Consider the following 16,531-nt stretch of genomic DNA (forward strand, 5'->3'; position numbering starts at 1 on the left):
AGACACCTCTTTTACCGTCGCACGTCTCCGATAGGGTATGAGTGACTACGAGCCACGGGAAATCGAGTCGAAGTGGCAGTCTCGGTGGGCGGAAGATGGTCGATATGAGGTCGATCCATCCCAGTCTGAGGCTACCTTCGTCACGGTCCCCTACCCGTATCCGAGCGGGGGAATGCATATCGGCCACGCGCGAACCTACACCGTCCCGGACGTGTGGGCGCGGTATCGTCGTCTGCAGGGCGACAACGTGTTGTTTCCCATCGCGTGGCACGTCACCGGCACCCCCATCGTCGGCGCGGTGGAGCGCCTGAAAAAACGGGAACCCGAACAGATGTCCGTGCTGCAGGACACCTACAACGTCTCCGACGAGGACCTGTCCGAGATGGAGACGCCGATGGGGTTCGCCCGCCACTTCATCGAGGACAGTTACAAGAAGAACATGCAGTCGTTGGGCCTCTCCATCGACTGGCGGCGCGAGTTCACGACGAACGACGAGCGCTACTCGAAGTTCATCACGTGGCAGTACGAGACGCTCAAAGAGCGCGGCCTGCTGGAGAAAGGCCTGCATCCCGTCAAATACTGCACGAACGAGCAGAACCCGGTCACGACCCACGACCTGCTGGAGGGCGAGGAAGCCGAGTTCCAGGAGTACACCCTCGTGAAGTTCAATTGGGTTGCTGACGACTCTGAAATCACGGTCCCGATGGCGACCCTGCGCCCGGAGACGGTTCACGGCGTGACGAACGCCTACATCGACCCGGACGCGGAGTACGTCGAAGCCGACGTTGACGGAGAGATATGGCTCGTCTCCGAATCCGCCGCCGAGAAACTGGAACTGCAGGCCCACGACGTGGAAATCCGAGACCGATTTACCGGCGAGCGACTCGTCGGCGAGCACGTCACGAATCCCATCACGGGTGACGACGTACTGGTCCTGCCCGCGAACTTCGTGGACGCCGAGAACGCCACGGGTGTCGTGATGTCCGTCCCGGCCCACAGTCCCGACGATTGGGTAGCTTTGCAGGAGGCCAAGAGCGCGGGGCGACGGGCCGCGGAACAGTCGAGCGGGCAGAGCCCGCGAGACACCGACGACGCCCGGATGGAGAAATACGGCATCGACCCTGCGGAAGTCGACGCCATCGAACCGAAGGCCATCATCGACGTGGAAGGCTACGGCGAGTTCCCGGCGGAGGACGCCGTGGCGGAACACGGTATCGAGGATTCATCTGACCCCGCCTTGGAGGATGCCACCCAGGAGGTGTACAACCGCGAGTTCCACAGCGGGAAGTTGGGTCCGATGTACGGCGACTACGCCGGGGAAATCGTGGAAGACGTGCGCGACGACCTCAAAGAGGAGTTCCAAGAACAGGGGTCGTTCGGCACGATGCACGAGTTCAGCGAGGAGGTCGTCTGTCGCTGTGGCGGGGCCGTCGAAGTCGCCGAACAGGACACCTGGTTCCTGCGGTACAACGACGAGGCGTGGAAAGCGAAGGCCCACGAGGTAGTCGCCGGACTGGACGCGATTCCGGAGAATACCCGCGAGCAGTACGACCACACCATCGACTGGCTGAACGAGTGGCCGTGCATCCGTAACTACGGATTGGGCACCCGCCTGCCGTGGGACGACGATTTCGTCATCGAACCGCTGTCGGACTCGACCATCTACATGGCCTACTACACCATCGCCCATCGAATTTCCGACGTTCCGGTCGAGGAGATGGACAGGGAGTTCTTCGACACGTTGTTTTATGGGAGTGAAGCAGTGGATGATCCCAACGAAACCGCCCTCTCCCTGCGCGAGGAGTGGGACTACTGGTACCCGGTCGATTACCGCTGTTCCGCGAACGACTTGGTCAGCAACCACCTGACCTTCTTCCTGTTCCACCACGCCGAACTGTTCGACCCGGCGAACTGGCCGCAGGGCATCACCGTGATGGGCATGGGCCTGCTGGAGGGCGAGAAGATGTCCTCCTCGAAGGGCCACGTCGTCCTGCCGGAGAACGCCATCGAGAAGTACGGTGCCGACACGGTCCGCTTCTTCCTGATGAACAGCGCCGAACCGTGGCAGGATTACGACTGGCGGAGCGACCAGGTCGAGGGCACCGGGAACCAACTGCGGCGGTTCTGGAACCGCGCGAACGACACGATTGCGGCCCCGGAAGGCGAACGTGACCTGCAGCACATCGACCGATGGCTGCTGTCGAAACTACAGGCAACGGTCCGCGAAGCCACGGACGCGTTGGACCGCTTCGAGACGAGAACGGCCAGCCAAGCCGTCTTCTACGGTTTCGAGGAGCACCTGAAGTGGTACCGCAAGCGGACCGACACGGACCGACCGGGCGCACGCTGGATGCTTCGCAAGGTACTGGACACCCGCCTGCGCCTGTTGGCTCCGTTCATTCCGTTCATGACCGCGGAACTCCACGAGCGCTTGACGGGCGAACCGATGAGCGAATCGACGTGGCCGGACCCCGATGCCGACTTCGAGAGCACCGTCACGGAAATCGAGGAGTCGCTGGTCTCCGGGTTGACCGACGACATCCGCGACATCGTGGACGTGACGAACACCGACCCCGAGACGATTCGGGTGTACGTCGCCGCCGACTGGAAGCGCAAAGTGCTCTCGGCCGTGGTCGAGAACGGCCCGAACGTCGGTGCGGTGATGGGTGAAGTCATGCAGGACGCGGACCTGCGCGAGAAGGGCGACGACGTGAATCAACTCGCCCAGACGCTGGTCGAGGACGTGCGCGAGCGCCCCGACGACCAGGCCGAAGTGCTGACGAACGTGGACGAGGTCGCCGTCTACGACGACGCCCGCGACTTCTTCGAACGCGAGTTCGACGCCGACGTCGAGGTCTACCGCGAGGGCGACGACGTGCCCGACCCCGAGGACAAAGCACGCCACGCCACGCCACTGCGACCGGCCATCCATCTGGAAGGATAAGTCGGCACGCTCGACCGAATTTCCCTGTGCGGTGGTCGTCTTCTGCCGTCCGTTCTTCATCGTCCGTTTTCTGCCGCCCGTTCTCCGCTCACGTCGCTAATCCAACCGCCCACAAAAACTCACAAATGAGCTACAGGTAAGGCGATACCCGTCGTTATGTCTCTTCTATGGCCCGAGCGACCGTCTGCCTGACCTACGACTTCGACGCCGTCTCCGTCTGGATTCACACCTTCGGGGCCGGTGACGCCCCCACACAGCTTTCCCGCGGGGTGTACGGTGCCTGGGTCGGCGCACCCAGAATCCTCGACCTGCACGACAAACACGGGATTCCGGCGACGTGGTTCGTCCCCGGTCACACCATCGAGAGCTTTCCCGAACGCGTCGGCGAGGTGCACGACCGTGGATACGATATCCAGTGTCACGGGTGGCGACACGTCAACCCGAGCACGTTCGACAGCAAGGAGGACGAAAAGGACGAGTACGAGCGGGCGATGACGAACATCGAGGACATCACCGGAGACGCGCCGGTCGGGTTCCGGTCGCCCGCGTGGGAGTTCTCCGAGAACACGCTCTCCATCCTCGACGAACTGGGATTCGAATGGGATTCGAGCGCGATGGGCAACGACTTTCACCCGTACTATCTCCGGAAGAATTGGAGCGCTCCCCAGAAGAAACCGTTCCAAATCGGCGACAAAAGCGATGTCGTCGAAATTCCGATTTCGTGGAAACGGGCGGACTTCCCGGCGCTGATGTTCGTCTGGGAGCAGTCGATCCTGTGGGGCTTCGCCGACGAGCGATCCGTGTTCGACCTCTGGAAAGCCCAGTTCGACTGGATGTACGAGCACATGGAGGATGGGATTTTCACGCTGGCGATGCACCCGCAGGTCATCGGACAACCACCCCGAACGACGCGACTGGAGGAACTGATCCAGCACATGCGGACGAAACCCGACGTCGAGTTCGCGGACGTGAGCACGGTTGCAGACGAAATTCGAAGTGGTGACCGCGACGTTTCGGAAATGATAGGGTAGTTATCCGGTTGAGTTTCCACCGCCGGAGGTACCGCCACCGCCGGAGGTTTCGCCGCCGCCACCGCCGCTAGTGGTTCCGCCGCCACCGCCACCGCCGCCTGGTTGCTGAGTTCCTTGTCCTTGCCCTTGACCACTCTGCGCTTGGCTTGCTGCCGTCTGTTGCACTTGTTGTGGAGATGCACCGTTCGCTGCCGCTTCGACCCCCTGCTGTGCACCGCTCTCCGCGGCGTTGAGGATGACGTTGATGTTGACGTTCTGGTTGACTGCCCCCTGTTTGACGGCCCCGGTCGCACCACCCAAGGCCGCTGCTTTCACGCCTTTCGCGGAGACGCCGGGGTTTTGCTCGGCCGCAGTGGTCGCACCCTGTGCCGCACCGAACGCGGCATTGAGAATGACGTTGATATTGACGTTCTGGTTGATAGCGCCCTCTCGGACACACCCCTGCGCTGCACCGGCCGCGGCGTTGAGAACGACGTTGATGTTGACGTTCTGGTTGAGTGCGCCCTTCGCCGCGCCGAGTGCCGCATTGAGAACGACGTTGATGTTGACGTTCTGGTTGACTGCCCCCTGTACTGCGCCCTGCACCGCCCCGGCCGCGGCGTTGAGAACGACGTTGATGTTGATGTTCTGGTTGATGGCTCCCTGCGCCGCCCCGGCTGCGGCGTTGAGGATGACGTTGATGTTGATGTTCTGGTTGATGGCGCCCGCTTTGACACCACCTTGTGCCGCGCCAGCCGCGGCGTTGAGGATGACGTTGATGTTGACGTTCTGATTGATGCTTCCCTGCACCGCACCCTGTGCCGCACCGAGCACCGCGTTTTGGATGACATTGACGTTGACGTTCTGATTTACGACCGCGCGCACGCCACCCTGTGCCGCGCCAACCGCAGCGTTCTGTAGAACGTTGACGTTGACGTTCTGATTGACCATCCCGGCTTTTACACAGCCTTTCGCCGCACCGAGGGCGGCGTTTTGGACGACATTGACGTTCGCGTTTTGATTGACGGCCGCGCCTTTGACACAACCTTTCGCCGCACCGAGGGCGGCGTTCTGCACGACGTTGACGTTCGCGTTCTGGTTGACCGCGCCTTGAGCAGCACCGGCCGCGGCGTTTTGAACGACGTTGACGTTGACGTTCTGATTGACCGTGCCGAGTAACGCACCTTTCGCTGACCCGAACGCGGCGTTCTGGACGACGTTGACGTTGACGTTCTGATTGACTATCGCCCCTTGGGTGGCTCCCTGTATCGCGGCTTGTCGTTGCGCCGCCGTTACGTTCGCCCCCTGGTTTTCAGCGCTGGCGACTCCCTGCTTCGCTCCTTTCAATGCCGCCTGCTGTAGGCCATTACTTGCTCCACCACCCTGTTGCGTTCCAGTGGTCCCCTGTGTGGTCCCCTGTGTTCCCGACGTGATCGGTTCCAAGGTCGTCCCTTGGTTCGTCGTTGGCTGTGCGAGTACCGTCGATGAACTGGCGGATACGAGCAGTCCGGAGAGGAGTGTTCCCCGTCTGAGGAAACTCCGGCGAGTCCCCCGAGCCGCATCCGATTCGTTCTCCTGTGTCATTGTTTCTCTCCCACGATAGCCGACGTACCGGACAGAAGGAAACGATCTGTCGTCGCCAGCATCGTCGGACTCCGATATCGTGACTCACCATCTTCAAGCCAGACAATTGTTCACTCCGTCTCGAACGACGAAGATAACTCTCAGACGACATTAATCCGCAATGTTCGACGGGATATTTGGCATACAGTTCGGTATACTACGTTATACCGGATTAGGTGACGATGGAAATCAACGAGAAACGAACCGAGGAGGCACGTGGTGACCGGGCGGCAAACACCTTACCTCCGTCCGAAATTCACCCTCTGGAAAGGGATCGTTTCGAGACATTGGCTATAACCGTTTTTCTAACCCACACCGTCCGCTCAGGTATGGCAAAGTACGTTGCACTCGTTGACATCCGGACGAGCGTCCAAAACGCGCAGGAACTCGCGTCGACGTGGGGCGACATCCGGTTGGAGTTCGAGGAGTTCGGCGTCGAACTCGATGGAAGTTTTGCCGTGCTCGGCGAGTACGACTTCCTCCTCATCTTCGAGGCACCCGACCGCGATACGGCCTTCCGTGCGGGCATCGCGGTGGAGAGCTACGGAATGGACATGCAAACCATGGAAATCATTCCGATGGACGACTTCGCCCAGTTGGTCGAAGACTGACAGCAGGATTCAAGGAGCTATCATCGATGGTCACTCTTTCCCGAGAGAAAAAGCCTATTCCCCGTCGAAACGTTCGTGGAGGCATGAGCCAGTCGTCCGAAGTCGCCCTCGCGTTCGACGAGAACGAATTACTTCCCGCAATCGCACAGGATGCGGACACCGGAGATGTTCTGATGTTGGCATACGTCTCCCCCGAAGCCGTCGAGAAAACCCTCGAAACCGGGTTCGCCCACTACTACTCCCGCAGTCGGGACGAACTCTGGAAGAAGGGCGGAACCAGCGGCCACCTCCAGCACGTGAAGGACGTTCGCGTCGATTGTGACGCCGACACGTTGCTCTACCGCGTCGAGCAGGACGGTGGTGCCTGCCACGTGGGCTACGAATCCTGTTTCTACCGCAGTATCGAATCCGTCGATCGGGACGGAGACGAACCGACCGCGGAAACCGAAATCGTCGCCGAACGGGTGTACGATCCCGACGAAGTGTATGAGTGATCCACTGACCGACCTCCGAAACGCGGACGAGGCGTGTCGGGAGAAAAACGCCGCCATCGCCGAATACGGCGAAGCGGAGATGAACGCCGTTGCCGACGCCTACCACCGGGCGACACACCTGTTCGACCGCTACGAATCGCGTGCGACCGGGACCGGCGATTTCGAGGCGTTCCTGGAGTTTCAAGGGAAGTTCGGCGATTTCGTGGACGGGTTGCCCGACGACTTGCCCGCACGCGAGGCGTTCGAACGGGCGGAGACGACCATCGACAAACGCCGATTGAGCGAGCGTGATTTCGAGAAGGCGCGAAACGCGCTCACACCCGCGAAGGAAATCGTCGCCCTGTCGGACGAACGCCAGGCGGCACGCGAGCGATACAGGGATACGCGACACACCGTTTCACAGCGGGTAGCGGAACTGGACGAACGAATCGCGTCCCTCGAACGATTACGGGAACTCGGGGACGCAGATCTGGACGCCCCGACGGAACTGCTTCGGGAGCCAATCGACGCCGCCAACGATGCCATCACCGATGCGTTCTCGGAGTTCACACACGACGCGACATCCCGCGAAATGGTCGAGTTCCTCACCGCGACCGAACATTATCCGCTCATCGAGTTTCAGCCGCCGCCGGAAACCCTTCGGGAGTACTTGCTCGGTCGGGACGGCGGGGACCTCACCGTCCCCGAACTGCTCGAATACGCCCACTACTCCCAATCCAAGCTCGACCACTACGTCACTGACCCCGCCGCGTTGAAACGCGCCATCGCCACGAACGAGACGTATCTCGACCGACTCGACCCGGAACCACTCACCATCGACTGGCCACCCGCCTCCGCGAACGAACTCCGCTGGTGGTGTGAGGAGGCGATTCGCGTCGCGGACCGATTCGCACCGCCGGAAACCATCGCACGGCTCCGTAACGTGGAGGACCTCACTCGTCGGGACGATTTCGAACGACTCCGAACGGCAGCCGAAGCACGCTCCGAGTTGACGGACGACGAACGCGACAAACTCGCCAGTGGCGAGGTCGAGGACGAGCTCGCGCGGTTACGGGACGAACGGGGAAAACTGAGCGACGCACTCGATACGTATCCGTCGCGGTAGCGTTTCGAGTTTGAACGATCGAACGAGGTATCAGACGTCCGCTTTGGCCGTTCGAAGGGTGTCTTCCATCTCCGCCGCCAGTTCCTCGGCACGATGGCGTTCGTGCGCCTCGGCGTAGATTCTCACCATCGGTTCCGTTCCGCTGGGACGGGCCAGCACCCACGCATCACCGAAATCCAAGCGGTAGCCGTCGCGGGTGTTCAGTTCGGCGTTCGAATCCGTCGCCGTCTTCTCCGCGGCGGCGAGCAGCGCGTCGTGTTCGGCGTCCGTCGTGTACTTGATGTTCGTCCGAACGTTGTGGTAGCCGCCGTACGGTGCCACTACCTCGCTCGCGCTTGCGTCGACCAGCAGTTCGAGGAACTTCGCGGCGGTGTACGCGCCGTCGCGGGTGAGACGATAGTTCGGGAAGAAGATACCGCCGTTGCCCTCTCCGGCGACCGGAACCGACACGTTCTGGTCCCGTAATTCTCGGATTCGGGTGATGATGTTGGTGCTCCCGATAGGCGTCAGTTCGAGGGTCGCACCCGTCTCGCGGGCGACGTCCACCAGCCGCTGGGAGACGTTGACGGCGGAGACTACGGCATCGCCGGGTTCGAGTTGGGCGGCCGAGAGCGCGGCGAGCGTCGCGTCGCCTTCGATGTACTCGCCGTTCTCGTCGTAGAAGATGGCGCGGTCGGCGTCACCGTCGTGGGCGATACCGACGTCAGCACCGCTCGCCTCGACCAGTAAGCCGAGGTCGTGGAGGTTTCCGGGGACGGGTTCGGGGTTGCGGCCGGGAAAGTGGCCGTCGGGTTGGCTGTTCGTCGTGACGACGCGGCAGCCGAGTTGGCGGAAGAGTTCGGGGGAGGTGAGCGAACCGGCACCGTGGCCGGGGTCGAGGGCGACGGTGAGGTTCGCGTCGGCGATTTTGTTCGTGTCTATCGAATCGAGCAGTTGGGAGACGTATCGTTCGCGGGCGTCGTCGATGACGTGGCTGTGGCCCGTCTCGCTCCAGCGAACTTCCTCGAACGCTTCGGTGAGAAACTTACCTTCGACTCGTTCGAGGTCGTCAACCGAGAGTTCGATGCCGTCGTCGCCGATGAGTTTCACGCCGTTGTACTCCGGCGGGTTGTGGCTCGCGGTTATCATCAACGCGGGAACCCCCTCGCTTTCGGCGTACGACTGCACGCCGGGCGTCGGCACGATGCCGAGTCGGTCCACGTCCGCCCCGACGCTCGCCAATCCGCTGGCCGCGGCGTCGGCGAGCATGTCGCCTGTCGCTCGTGTATCCCGTGCGAGTGCGATGCGGTCGGTGCGCCAGACCGTTCCCGCAGCCTTCGCAATCTTGAGCACGAACTCGGGAGTCAGTTCGTCGTTGGCGACCCCTCTCGTCCCGCTCGACCCGAACACCTTCATGTGGGGGCATGGGATTTCTGCCTTCAAAGAGATTCCGAATACGGGTGCTACTCCGCCTCTGCACGGTGTCCGGTGGCCGATTTCACCGGCGTTTCCCAGCCGATGACGACGAGCGACCCGACGATGAGGAAGCCGCCAGCCACCGCCAGCGCCGTGAGCGGCGACGCCACGTCCGAGAGCACGCCGCTTCCGAGTTGGAAGGGAATCACCGCCAGCGAACTCACCATCGCCAGCGACGAGAGGACGGTCGCCCTCCCCAGCGTCTCGATACGGTCGTTCACGTACTGGGACGCGAGCGACCGCGTCGTCTCCGCGATACCCCGAGCGAACAGGAACGCCGGAATCGCCAACACCGGCATCATACGGAGCGCGACGAGCGCGATACCGACCACGAACGGAATCGTGAGGAACCACGTTCGTAGACCGATCCGCTCCCGAATCGCACCGGTGTAGTAGCTCAATCCCGCCGAGAGCAGGCTGATGGCCGCGTAGAACCAGCCCAAAATGGGCTCGACGTTCCCGGGGGCGACACCGACCTGTGGCAGGACGGTCTTCAGGACGGGTTGGACGTACATGAACACGAGATAGGACACCGCCGAGAAGAGGACAAAGTAGTAGACGACGAACGCCCGCAGTCGCTCGTGGGAGAGCGTTTCGCGGATGACACCGGCGGCCTCCCGGACGCCGAGTTCGTCCGACTCGCTCTCCTCGTAACTCGCGGGTTCGTCCATCCCGAGGAGGACGGGAACTCCGACTCCCGTCACGCCCGCCGCGACGAAAAACGGATACGCGAGGTCGATTTGGGCGAGATAGCCACCCAAGACCGACCCGACGACGCCGACCAGCAGCGCGGCCGACTGCCCGCGCCCCCGGACGTGTGCGAACCGGTCCTCGGATAGGTCGTCGGTCAAGGTATCGTACAGCCACGCGTCGCTGGTGCCTGACCGGAACGTGTAGCCGAACGACCAGCAGGCGTACAGGGCCGCGAGATGGACGAAGTTTTCGGCGAAGCCAATGCCGACGAGCGTCAGCGTGATGATTCCGGTTCCGATGAGCAGGCTGTTTCGGCGGCCGACCCGGTCACCGACGTAGCCCGTCGGAATCTCGGAAACGAGCGTCGTGACGTTGTAGATCCCTTCGAGCACGGCGATTGCGGTGAAATCGAGGCCGAGCGAGAGGAAGTAGAGATACATGATGGGTCGATAGAACTCCACCGCTTTCGTGGACTTGTAGACGTAGTAGAGTCCGATATTCCATCCGACGGTGCGACGCGACCGACCCATATCGATTCGCTCGTCCGCAAGCACCCTGTTCGTTCCGCGCAACCGATTGCACATAGCGAATTGACATCTTTCGTCGGGATTTTATCGCCGCTGGTGCAACGGCCGTCCATGGACGACGAGCGACCCGACCCTGCCGACGCGCTCGCCGCGATCGGCAACGAACGCCGTGTTTCGATGCTGTACGAGCTTCAACAGGCGTTCCGCGACGGCGAGTCCGCGCTCCCTTACGCCGACCTCAAGCGACGGGTGGGCGTCCGAGACAGCGGCAACTTCAACTACCATCTCCAGCGCCTCGTCGGGCAGTTCGTCCGAAAAACCTCGGACGGCTACGCGTTGACCTACGCGGGTCGCAAGGTCGTGAGCGCGCTGACGGCGGGCGTGTTCACCGAGCAGGCCGACGGAGCCACCTTCGACGCGCCAGGAACGTGCTACGAGTGTGGCGAGGCATCGCTTTCGGCCCGCTACGAGCAGGAACGGGTTCGTATCGTCTGCGAAAGCTGCGACGAGGAAATCCTCCACAACCCCTTCCCGCCCGCGCCGACGACGCGCCGCGACGACCTCCTCGACGCGTTCGAGGCGTGGACCCGCCGTTGGAACGCCCTCGCCGCCGCCGGAACGTGCCCCGAATGCGGGTCGAAGATGGCCGGACTGCTCACCGACGACCGGCACGAATTGAACACCGGAAACGTCCCCTACCGCCTCCGCGTCACCTGCACGGAGTGCTGGGCGATGGCGAATCTCCCCGTTGGCTGTCTCGTCCGCGATCACCCTCGTGTCGTCGGATTCCACGCCGAACGCGACGCCCCGCTCGACGCACATCCCCTCTGGAACCTCGACTGGGCGCTTCACGAGGACTTCCTGACCGTTCTCGCCGACGACCCTCCGCGTGTTCGACTCCGAATTCCCGCCGCCGACGACGAACTCCGACTGACGTTCGATGCCGAGGGCTCGGTCGTTTCGACCAGCGTCGTCGAACGGTGAACCGAGGTCTTCGGATCCTTATCGCTCCGGGTGAATCGGCGCGTCGAACCCGCCCCTGACGAGCGGTTTGGCGATGTGGCGGCGCGCTTCCGGCGGCACCTCGTACCAGCCGAGTTCGAGGTCACGCTCGATTTCCCGTTCGACTTTCCCGTCCGCATCCGTTCCACACCTGCGACAGCGGTAGCCCTGTCCCGCGCCCGCGCTCTTCATCGAGCGGCCACAGCCGGGGCAGTTCGGCGTCACGAGTTCGGTCGTGTCGAGGTTCCTGACGGCGAACTTCTCCAACTTGAGCGTTTCGTCGGTGACCTCGCCGCAGGCCGTGATTCGGTCGCCGGGACGGAGGTTCCGAACGTGATTCCGAAATCGCTTCGTGGGTTCGAAAGCGGCACACAACTGTTCGGTCGCGCCGTCCTCGATGGTGAAAAAGACGTGGCCACCACGTCGGGTTTCCGGCTCCGAAGCGACCGTTCCGGTCACGCGGTAGGCTCGATCGTCCTCGATTTCCTGGAGTTCGGCGTCCTGCAAATGGGCGTCGGTCCCCTGATTCGTCACGAACAGCGCCGTTTTGACGACGGGTTCGCCCCCGATTCGCTCGGCGACTCGCCGGACTTCGTCCGGGTCGTCGCCGCGAATACCGTGGAGGATGGGACAGGGCGTGTGCGGAACACAGACCGCTTCGCCGGTGCCGCGGTCCACGGTGTCCCACACGCCGGGATACCCCGAATCGGCGGCCGCGAAGGTCGAATCGAAGTCCACCTCGCGGGGCGTTCCCCAGCGGTCCGATTCGCGGTAGGAGATGTGTTCGTAGGTCCACTCGGAGAACGCGGCGTGCGCGCCGATGGCCGCCAGCGCGCCGATCTTTCCGCGGCCGTTCTTCCACCCGGCGTGTCGGTAACCCGCCGCGTCGATCCGTCGCTCGGCGTCCTCCCGAGATAGTAACTCCCGAATCGCTTTCCGCGAGAATTCCGCGACGTCGTCCGGAATCCCGTCGGGAGCGTGCGGCGCGACGACGAGGCCGGGATTCGTCCGCGGGTCGTCGGTCTCGGCGGCCGAATCGAGTTCTGAACGCGCGAGCGCGAAGGCGCGTTCGGGATCGAAGTCCGTGTGAATCGCAAGCGCGGCGTTCCCCCGTGTCTTGTGTTTCACGGCGGGATTGAGTCGGACGAGGAGCAGTCGCTCGATGGTTCCCCCGGCGTCTCGAATCGTTTTCGCGAGTCGCGCCGCGAGGTAGGTCGTACACATCCCGCGTTCGCGGGAGTCGGTGTCGTCGAGACCGATGACGGTCACGTCCGGTGATTACGGCGTGGCGAATTAACAGTTTTCGAAGAAACAATGCTATTTGAATCTACTGCCGGCAATTTACACAATCGCCAGACTGCGGCGGGATGGCTCGCCAAAACGCCTTTATATGAGAGTCACTTACCTCCCACCATGTCCCGGTCTGCACTGGTCGGAAACGTGACTGCGATGTTAGAGGATGCGGGCTTCGTAGTTAGCGACCGGTGTGCTATCCGACCAAAGAGCTTCGACGTGGCAGCGCGACGAGGACCAGACCTCCTGTTGCTGAAGATCCTCGGCAACATCGACGCGTTCGACGCCCAAACCGGCATCGAGATGCGCCGCCTCGGCACGTATCTCGACGCGACGCCGCTGGTACTCGGGCTTCGGACACGAAATCAGGACCTCGAACCCGGCGTCGTCTACTTCCGTCACGGCGTTCCGGTGTTCAGCCCGGACACGGCAGTCGATCTGTTCGTGGAGGGCGTCCCGCCGCTCGTCTACGCCGCACCCGGCGGCCTGTACGTCAACATCGACGGCGACATCCTCCGCGACGAGCGCCAGGACCGCGGTTGGAGCCTCGGTCAATTGGCCTCCGAACTCGGCGTCTCGCGTCGCACCGTCTCCAAGTACGAAGGCGGCATGAACGCTAGCGTGGAAGTCGCCGTCGAACTGGAAGCGTTGTTCGACCGCGAACTGACGAGTCCGGTCGAGGTGTTCGACGGTGCCGACGAGGTGACGGAAGAGGACGAACCGGACCAACCGGAAGCCGAATCCGACGATCAAGACATGTTCTCCACGCTCACACGCGTCGGGTTCACGGTTCACCCCACGAGCAGAGCGCCGTTCCGGACGGTCAGCGAGGACGACCGCGAGGACCGCGTTCTGACGAGTCACTCGGCGTTTACCCGCACGGCCGAAAAACGCGCTCGGATCATGAGTTCTATCAGCCACGTCGCACGGACCCATTCGGTCTACTTCGTGGACAAGGCGCGACGGGAAACCGTGGATGGCACTGCACTGGTCGAACGCGAGGAAGTCGAGGACCTCGACGACGCCGACGAACTTCAGAAACTGATCCGCGAACGCGCGGAAGCCTGATCGATCCAGTCCTTCATCGCGCCGAGTAGCAACCGCACGTTCGTCCCGAACTGACTCACGAGTGCGCGGGGGAACCGTTTTCGTGCATTGTCGAGCGCATCGTCGAGCGCGGCGCTCGCGTCCTCGAAAACGCCGCTACCGTGTCCGAAGAGGATACGCTCCGGTTCGAGTTCGCCGAGCGCATCCTGCGGCGGAAACAGCCGATGGGAGAGCACGACGCCGATTCGCTCCTCGCCCACGGTGTAGCCCGGACCGGATGCGAGCAGGTCCGGAACGATAAGCGTCCCATCCTCCTCGCGGTAGGCCACCGCTTCCTGCCACAGCGAGAGCGGTTAGAAACGACGGACACGAAATCCCGAGTCGCCGAACGTCGTCTCGAATCGCTCGATGGGAGCATCGACCCGCTCCCCGACGCGACCCATCCAGCGCGGAACGTGAACTGACACACCGTGCCGGGCCGCGATGGTACCGGCGTCCCTGGCGTGATGACTACACAACACCGCGACGCCGACGACGCTCCCGAGGTAGTCCAACAGCGCGTCGAGTTCCGGAGCGTCCAGCGGGTCGATGAGCCAGACGTCGTCGTCCGCTGTAACCGCGTGGCTAGTGCGCATACCCTCCTCGGTCGGATGCGACAGCCAACTCACACCACCATCCCAGCGGTCGATCACCCGAAAATCGGTCGCCGCCGACCGTTCGTACACCGGCATAGTCCGGTATTTTCGAGCCAATTATATCAATTATTCTGTCTGTACTGGCATTTGTACTGACCTCCTCCGACAAGCAACTCGCGGAAAAAGCTCGATACGGGACCGCGGTCGTCGTGGATCGATATCCCGTCCGCGGACCGACATTCCGTCGTGATCGTGTGGCTTGTCGGTACGGGAGTCCCCGTTCTCGTCACTGATGCGGTTTTACGCGCCGTACGTCTCTTCGAGATACTCGTTGATGTCGTCGCTCTCCGGCATTCCTTCGACGCCGTGTTCTTCATCCACCAGTACCGGAACCCCGGTCTGGCCGCTGATCTTTTTTACTTCCGTCCGCGCCGAATGGCTTCGTGGGACGGAATGTGATTCGTACTCCAGTCCGAGTTCGTCGAGTTTGGACGTGACTTTCGCACAGAACGGGCATCCCTTGAGTTCGTACAGTTCGAGGTTCGGCATACGAACGCGTAGGGAGGTGAGAAATAAGAGTGTGGTGTTCAGGAGAAAACCCGCTGGTTTTGAAGGCGAACCCCGGATCAGACGTTCCCTTTCAGGAGGTCGCTCGTCCGGACGAAGAAGTAAACGACGAACGCGGCGGCGAGTACCCAGTGTCCGGGTCGGATGTCATCGCGCTTGCCCGCGGCGAGTTTGACGATGGGGTAGGAGACGATGCCCGCGGCGATGCCGTAGGCGATGGAGTAGGTGAACGGCATGACCAGGATGGTCATTCCGGCGGGGACGGTGTTGGTGATGTCGTCCCACGCGATGTCCACGACGTTGCCGAGCATCACGACGCCGATGACGACCAGCGCGATGTGCGAGGCGTACTGGGGCACTGCGGTGGCCAACGGGACGAAGGCGAGCGAGAGGAGGAACAGAACCCCGATGACGAGCGCCGTCATTCCGGTGCGGCCACCCTCCTCGACACCTGCGGCGGATTCGATGTACGTCGTCACCGTCGAGGTTCCCAGCATGCCCCCGACCGTGGTACCGATGGCGTCGGCCATCAGCGGCTTGTCAACGTCTGGGAGGTTGCCCTCCTCGTCGAGGAAGCCGCCGACCTGTCCGACGCCGACGAGCGTTCCGGCGGTGTCGAAGAAGTCCACGAAGAAGAACGTGAAGACGATGAGTCCGAAGGAGAACAATCCGCTGACGGAGGCCAAATCGTGAGCGCCGAGGCCGCTCACGAACGCTCCGGCGACGGGCGTGATGTCGTAGGTTGCACCCGTCATCGTCGGGGTGAGGGTACCCGGCGCGACGAGGCCGAACCACTCGGAGGCGTAGCCGATGAGCGTCGTCAGGCCGATACCGATGATGATCGAACCCGGAATTCCGCGTGCGTAGAGCGCGAAGGTGATGAAGAGACCGACGACCGAAACGACCGCGACCGGGTCGGTCGCGACGGGGCCGAGCGTGACCAACGTCGAGGAGTCGGCGGCCACGACGTGCATCGCTTCGAGACCGATGATCGCGAGGAACAATCCGATACCCGTCCCGACGGCGAACTTGACGGGGTCAGGGAACAGACGAATGATGTATTTTCGTGCACCGATCGCGGTGAGCAGAATGAAGAGGATTCCTTCGACGACGACGGCGGCGAGCGCCGTCTGCCACGAAATTCCGAGCGTGCCGACGACGGTGAACGCGAAGAACGCGTTCAGGCCGAGGCCGGGTGCCTGGGCGAACGGTCGGTTCGCGTAGAAAGCCATCGTCAACGTCGCAACCGCGGCGGCGATGATGGTGACGACGGCGAGCATCGCCATCGTCTGGTCGTAGGAATATCCCGCTATATTGATTCCGTCCTGAATCGGTACATCTGGGCTGTCCGCGAGAAGGGACGGGTTCACGATGACGATGTAACTCATCGTCAGGAACGTCGTTATTCCCGCCATGACCTCCGTTCCGAGGTCGGTGTCGTGCTCCTCGAAGCCGAAATAGTCGGCCAGCAAGCCGGTTATCCCGGATCCCTGCTGATTACTGTTGATGTCCTTTAGCCCCATGA

General features: G+C 62.4%; 15 protein-coding genes. 7 read left to right on the top strand and 8 right to left on the bottom strand.

Annotation, left to right across the window (positions count from 1 at the left end):
• Positions 1 to 37: 37 nt before the first annotated feature.
• Both leuS and NKF25_RS00760 read left to right on the top strand, forming a co-directional pair.
• Positions 38 to 2,944, top strand: coding sequence for a leucine--tRNA ligase (leuS, locus tag NKF25_RS00755; protein ID WP_253224839.1), 2,907 nt, complete (start codon positions 38 to 40; stop codon positions 2,942 to 2,944).
• A gap of 167 nt (positions 2,945 to 3,111) precedes the next feature.
• A complete protein-coding gene (locus NKF25_RS00760; RefSeq protein WP_253224840.1) occupies positions 3,112 to 3,975 on the top strand; it encodes a polysaccharide deacetylase in 864 nt (287 codons plus the stop codon).
• Here NKF25_RS00760 and NKF25_RS00765 read toward each other — a convergent pair whose 3' ends face one another.
• Positions 3,976 to 5,538: a hypothetical protein gene (locus NKF25_RS00765; RefSeq protein ID WP_253224841.1), complete on the bottom strand. Its 1,563-nt coding sequence runs from the start codon at positions 5,536 to 5,538 to the stop codon at positions 3,976 to 3,978.
• A 368-nt stretch (positions 5,539 to 5,906) separates the two neighbouring features.
• On the opposite strand from NKF25_RS00765, the gene NKF25_RS00770 reads away from it, so the two are divergent.
• The 3 genes from NKF25_RS00770 (at position 5,907) to NKF25_RS00780 (ending at position 7,787) form a co-directional block, all read left to right on the top strand.
• Positions 5,907 to 6,188, top strand: a complete 282-nt coding sequence (locus tag NKF25_RS00770) for a GYD domain-containing protein (RefSeq protein ID WP_066139951.1) — start codon at positions 5,907 to 5,909, stop codon at positions 6,186 to 6,188.
• An 83-nt stretch (positions 6,189 to 6,271) separates the two neighbouring features.
• Entirely contained in the window at positions 6,272 to 6,682 is a 411-nt protein-coding gene (gene hisI / locus NKF25_RS00775; RefSeq protein ID WP_253224842.1) for a phosphoribosyl-AMP cyclohydrolase, read from the top strand.
• Positions 6,675 to 7,787 carry a hypothetical protein gene (locus NKF25_RS00780; RefSeq protein ID WP_253224843.1) on the top strand — a complete coding sequence of 371 codons (1,113 nt, stop codon included), beginning with the start codon at positions 6,675 to 6,677 and terminating at the stop codon, positions 7,785 to 7,787. Before hisI ends, NKF25_RS00780 begins: the two co-directional genes overlap by 8 nt.
• Before the next feature lie 30 nt (positions 7,788 to 7,817).
• Here the strand turns inward: NKF25_RS00780 and glmM are convergent, their stop codons facing one another.
• Positions 7,818 to 9,182: a phosphoglucosamine mutase gene (gene glmM / locus NKF25_RS00785; protein ID WP_253224844.1), complete on the bottom strand. Its 1,365-nt coding sequence runs from the start codon at positions 9,180 to 9,182 to the stop codon at positions 7,818 to 7,820.
• Positions 9,183 to 9,229: 47 nt separating this feature from the next.
• Complete coding sequence (locus NKF25_RS00790; RefSeq protein WP_253224845.1) at positions 9,230 to 10,519, bottom strand: MFS transporter; 1,290 nt, start codon at positions 10,517 to 10,519, stop codon at positions 9,230 to 9,232.
• A 54-nt stretch (positions 10,520 to 10,573) separates the two neighbouring features.
• On the opposite strand from NKF25_RS00790, the gene NKF25_RS00795 reads away from it, so the two are divergent.
• Positions 10,574 to 11,446, top strand: coding sequence for a hypothetical protein (locus NKF25_RS00795; protein ID WP_253224846.1), 873 nt, complete (start codon positions 10,574 to 10,576; stop codon positions 11,444 to 11,446).
• Between the two features lie 18 nt (positions 11,447 to 11,464).
• On the opposite strand, the gene NKF25_RS00800 is transcribed toward NKF25_RS00795, so the two are convergent.
• A complete protein-coding gene (locus NKF25_RS00800; RefSeq protein ID WP_253224847.1) occupies positions 11,465 to 12,733 on the bottom strand; it encodes a DUF1743 domain-containing protein in 1,269 nt (422 codons plus the stop codon).
• 144 nt (positions 12,734 to 12,877) lie between these two features.
• On the opposite strand from NKF25_RS00800, the gene NKF25_RS00805 reads away from it, so the two are divergent.
• Entirely contained in the window at positions 12,878 to 13,825 is a 948-nt protein-coding gene (locus NKF25_RS00805) for a transcriptional regulator (protein ID WP_253224848.1), read from the top strand.
• Here NKF25_RS00805 and NKF25_RS00810 read toward each other — a convergent pair.
• The 4 genes from NKF25_RS00810 to NKF25_RS00825 form a co-directional block, all read right to left on the bottom strand.
• Positions 13,792 to 14,133, bottom strand: coding sequence for a hypothetical protein (locus tag NKF25_RS00810; protein WP_253224849.1), 342 nt, complete (start codon positions 14,131 to 14,133; stop codon positions 13,792 to 13,794). The genes NKF25_RS00805 and NKF25_RS00810 overlap by 34 nt on opposite strands.
• Positions 14,134 to 14,157: 24 nt before the next feature.
• The gene (locus NKF25_RS00815) at positions 14,158 to 14,535 is read right to left on the bottom strand and encodes a hypothetical protein (protein ID WP_253224850.1); all 378 of its coding nucleotides are present in this window, start codon (positions 14,533 to 14,535) and stop codon (positions 14,158 to 14,160) included.
• A gap of 204 nt (positions 14,536 to 14,739) precedes the next feature.
• Positions 14,740 to 14,988 (bottom strand): glutathione S-transferase N-terminal domain-containing protein, encoded by a 249-nt coding sequence (locus NKF25_RS00820; RefSeq protein WP_253224851.1) that lies wholly within the window; start codon positions 14,986 to 14,988, stop codon positions 14,740 to 14,742.
• Between the two features lie 77 nt (positions 14,989 to 15,065).
• The gene (locus tag NKF25_RS00825) at positions 15,066 to 16,529 is read right to left on the bottom strand and encodes an NCS2 family permease (protein WP_253224852.1); all 1,464 of its coding nucleotides are present in this window, start codon (positions 16,527 to 16,529) and stop codon (positions 15,066 to 15,068) included.
• Between the last annotated feature and the right edge of the window lie 2 nt (positions 16,530 to 16,531).

It is taken from the genome of Haladaptatus sp. AB643 (assembly GCF_024136975.1).
GTDB lineage: Archaea > Halobacteriota > Halobacteria > Halobacteriales > Haladaptataceae > Haladaptatus.

What these genes read in the sequence shown, in the direction of transcription:
- NKF25_RS00795 (WP_253224846.1), top strand. Translation starts at nt 10,574, where the DNA reads ATGGACGACGAGCGACCCGACCCTGCCGACGCGCTCGCCGCGATCGGC.
- NKF25_RS00770 (WP_066139951.1), top strand. Translation starts at nt 5,907, where the DNA reads ATGGCAAAGTACGTTGCACTCGTTGACATCCGGACGAGCGTCCAAAAC.
- hisI (WP_253224842.1), top strand. Translation starts at nt 6,272, where the DNA reads ATGAGCCAGTCGTCCGAAGTCGCCCTCGCGTTCGACGAGAACGAATTA.
- NKF25_RS00805 (WP_253224848.1), top strand. Translation starts at nt 12,878, where the DNA reads ATGTCCCGGTCTGCACTGGTCGGAAACGTGACTGCGATGTTAGAGGAT.
- NKF25_RS00790 (WP_253224845.1), bottom strand. Translation starts at nt 10,519, where the DNA reads ATGTGCAATCGGTTGCGCGGAACGAACAGGGTGCTTGCGGACGAGCGA.
- leuS (WP_253224839.1), top strand. Translation starts at nt 38, where the DNA reads ATGAGTGACTACGAGCCACGGGAAATCGAGTCGAAGTGGCAGTCTCGG.
- NKF25_RS00780 (WP_253224843.1), top strand. Translation starts at nt 6,675, where the DNA reads ATGAGTGATCCACTGACCGACCTCCGAAACGCGGACGAGGCGTGTCGG.
- NKF25_RS00760 (WP_253224840.1), top strand. Translation starts at nt 3,112, where the DNA reads ATGGCCCGAGCGACCGTCTGCCTGACCTACGACTTCGACGCCGTCTCC.
- NKF25_RS00825 (WP_253224852.1), bottom strand. Translation starts at nt 16,529, where the DNA reads ATGGGGCTAAAGGACATCAACAGTAATCAGCAGGGATCCGGGATAACC.
- NKF25_RS00815 (WP_253224850.1), bottom strand. Translation starts at nt 14,535, where the DNA reads ATGCCGGTGTACGAACGGTCGGCGGCGACCGATTTTCGGGTGATCGAC.
- NKF25_RS00820 (WP_253224851.1), bottom strand. Translation starts at nt 14,988, where the DNA reads ATGCCGAACCTCGAACTGTACGAACTCAAGGGATGCCCGTTCTGTGCG.
- glmM (WP_253224844.1), bottom strand. Translation starts at nt 9,182, where the DNA reads ATGAAGGTGTTCGGGTCGAGCGGGACGAGAGGGGTCGCCAACGACGAA.
- NKF25_RS00765 (WP_253224841.1), bottom strand. Translation starts at nt 5,538, where the DNA reads ATGACACAGGAGAACGAATCGGATGCGGCTCGGGGGACTCGCCGGAGT.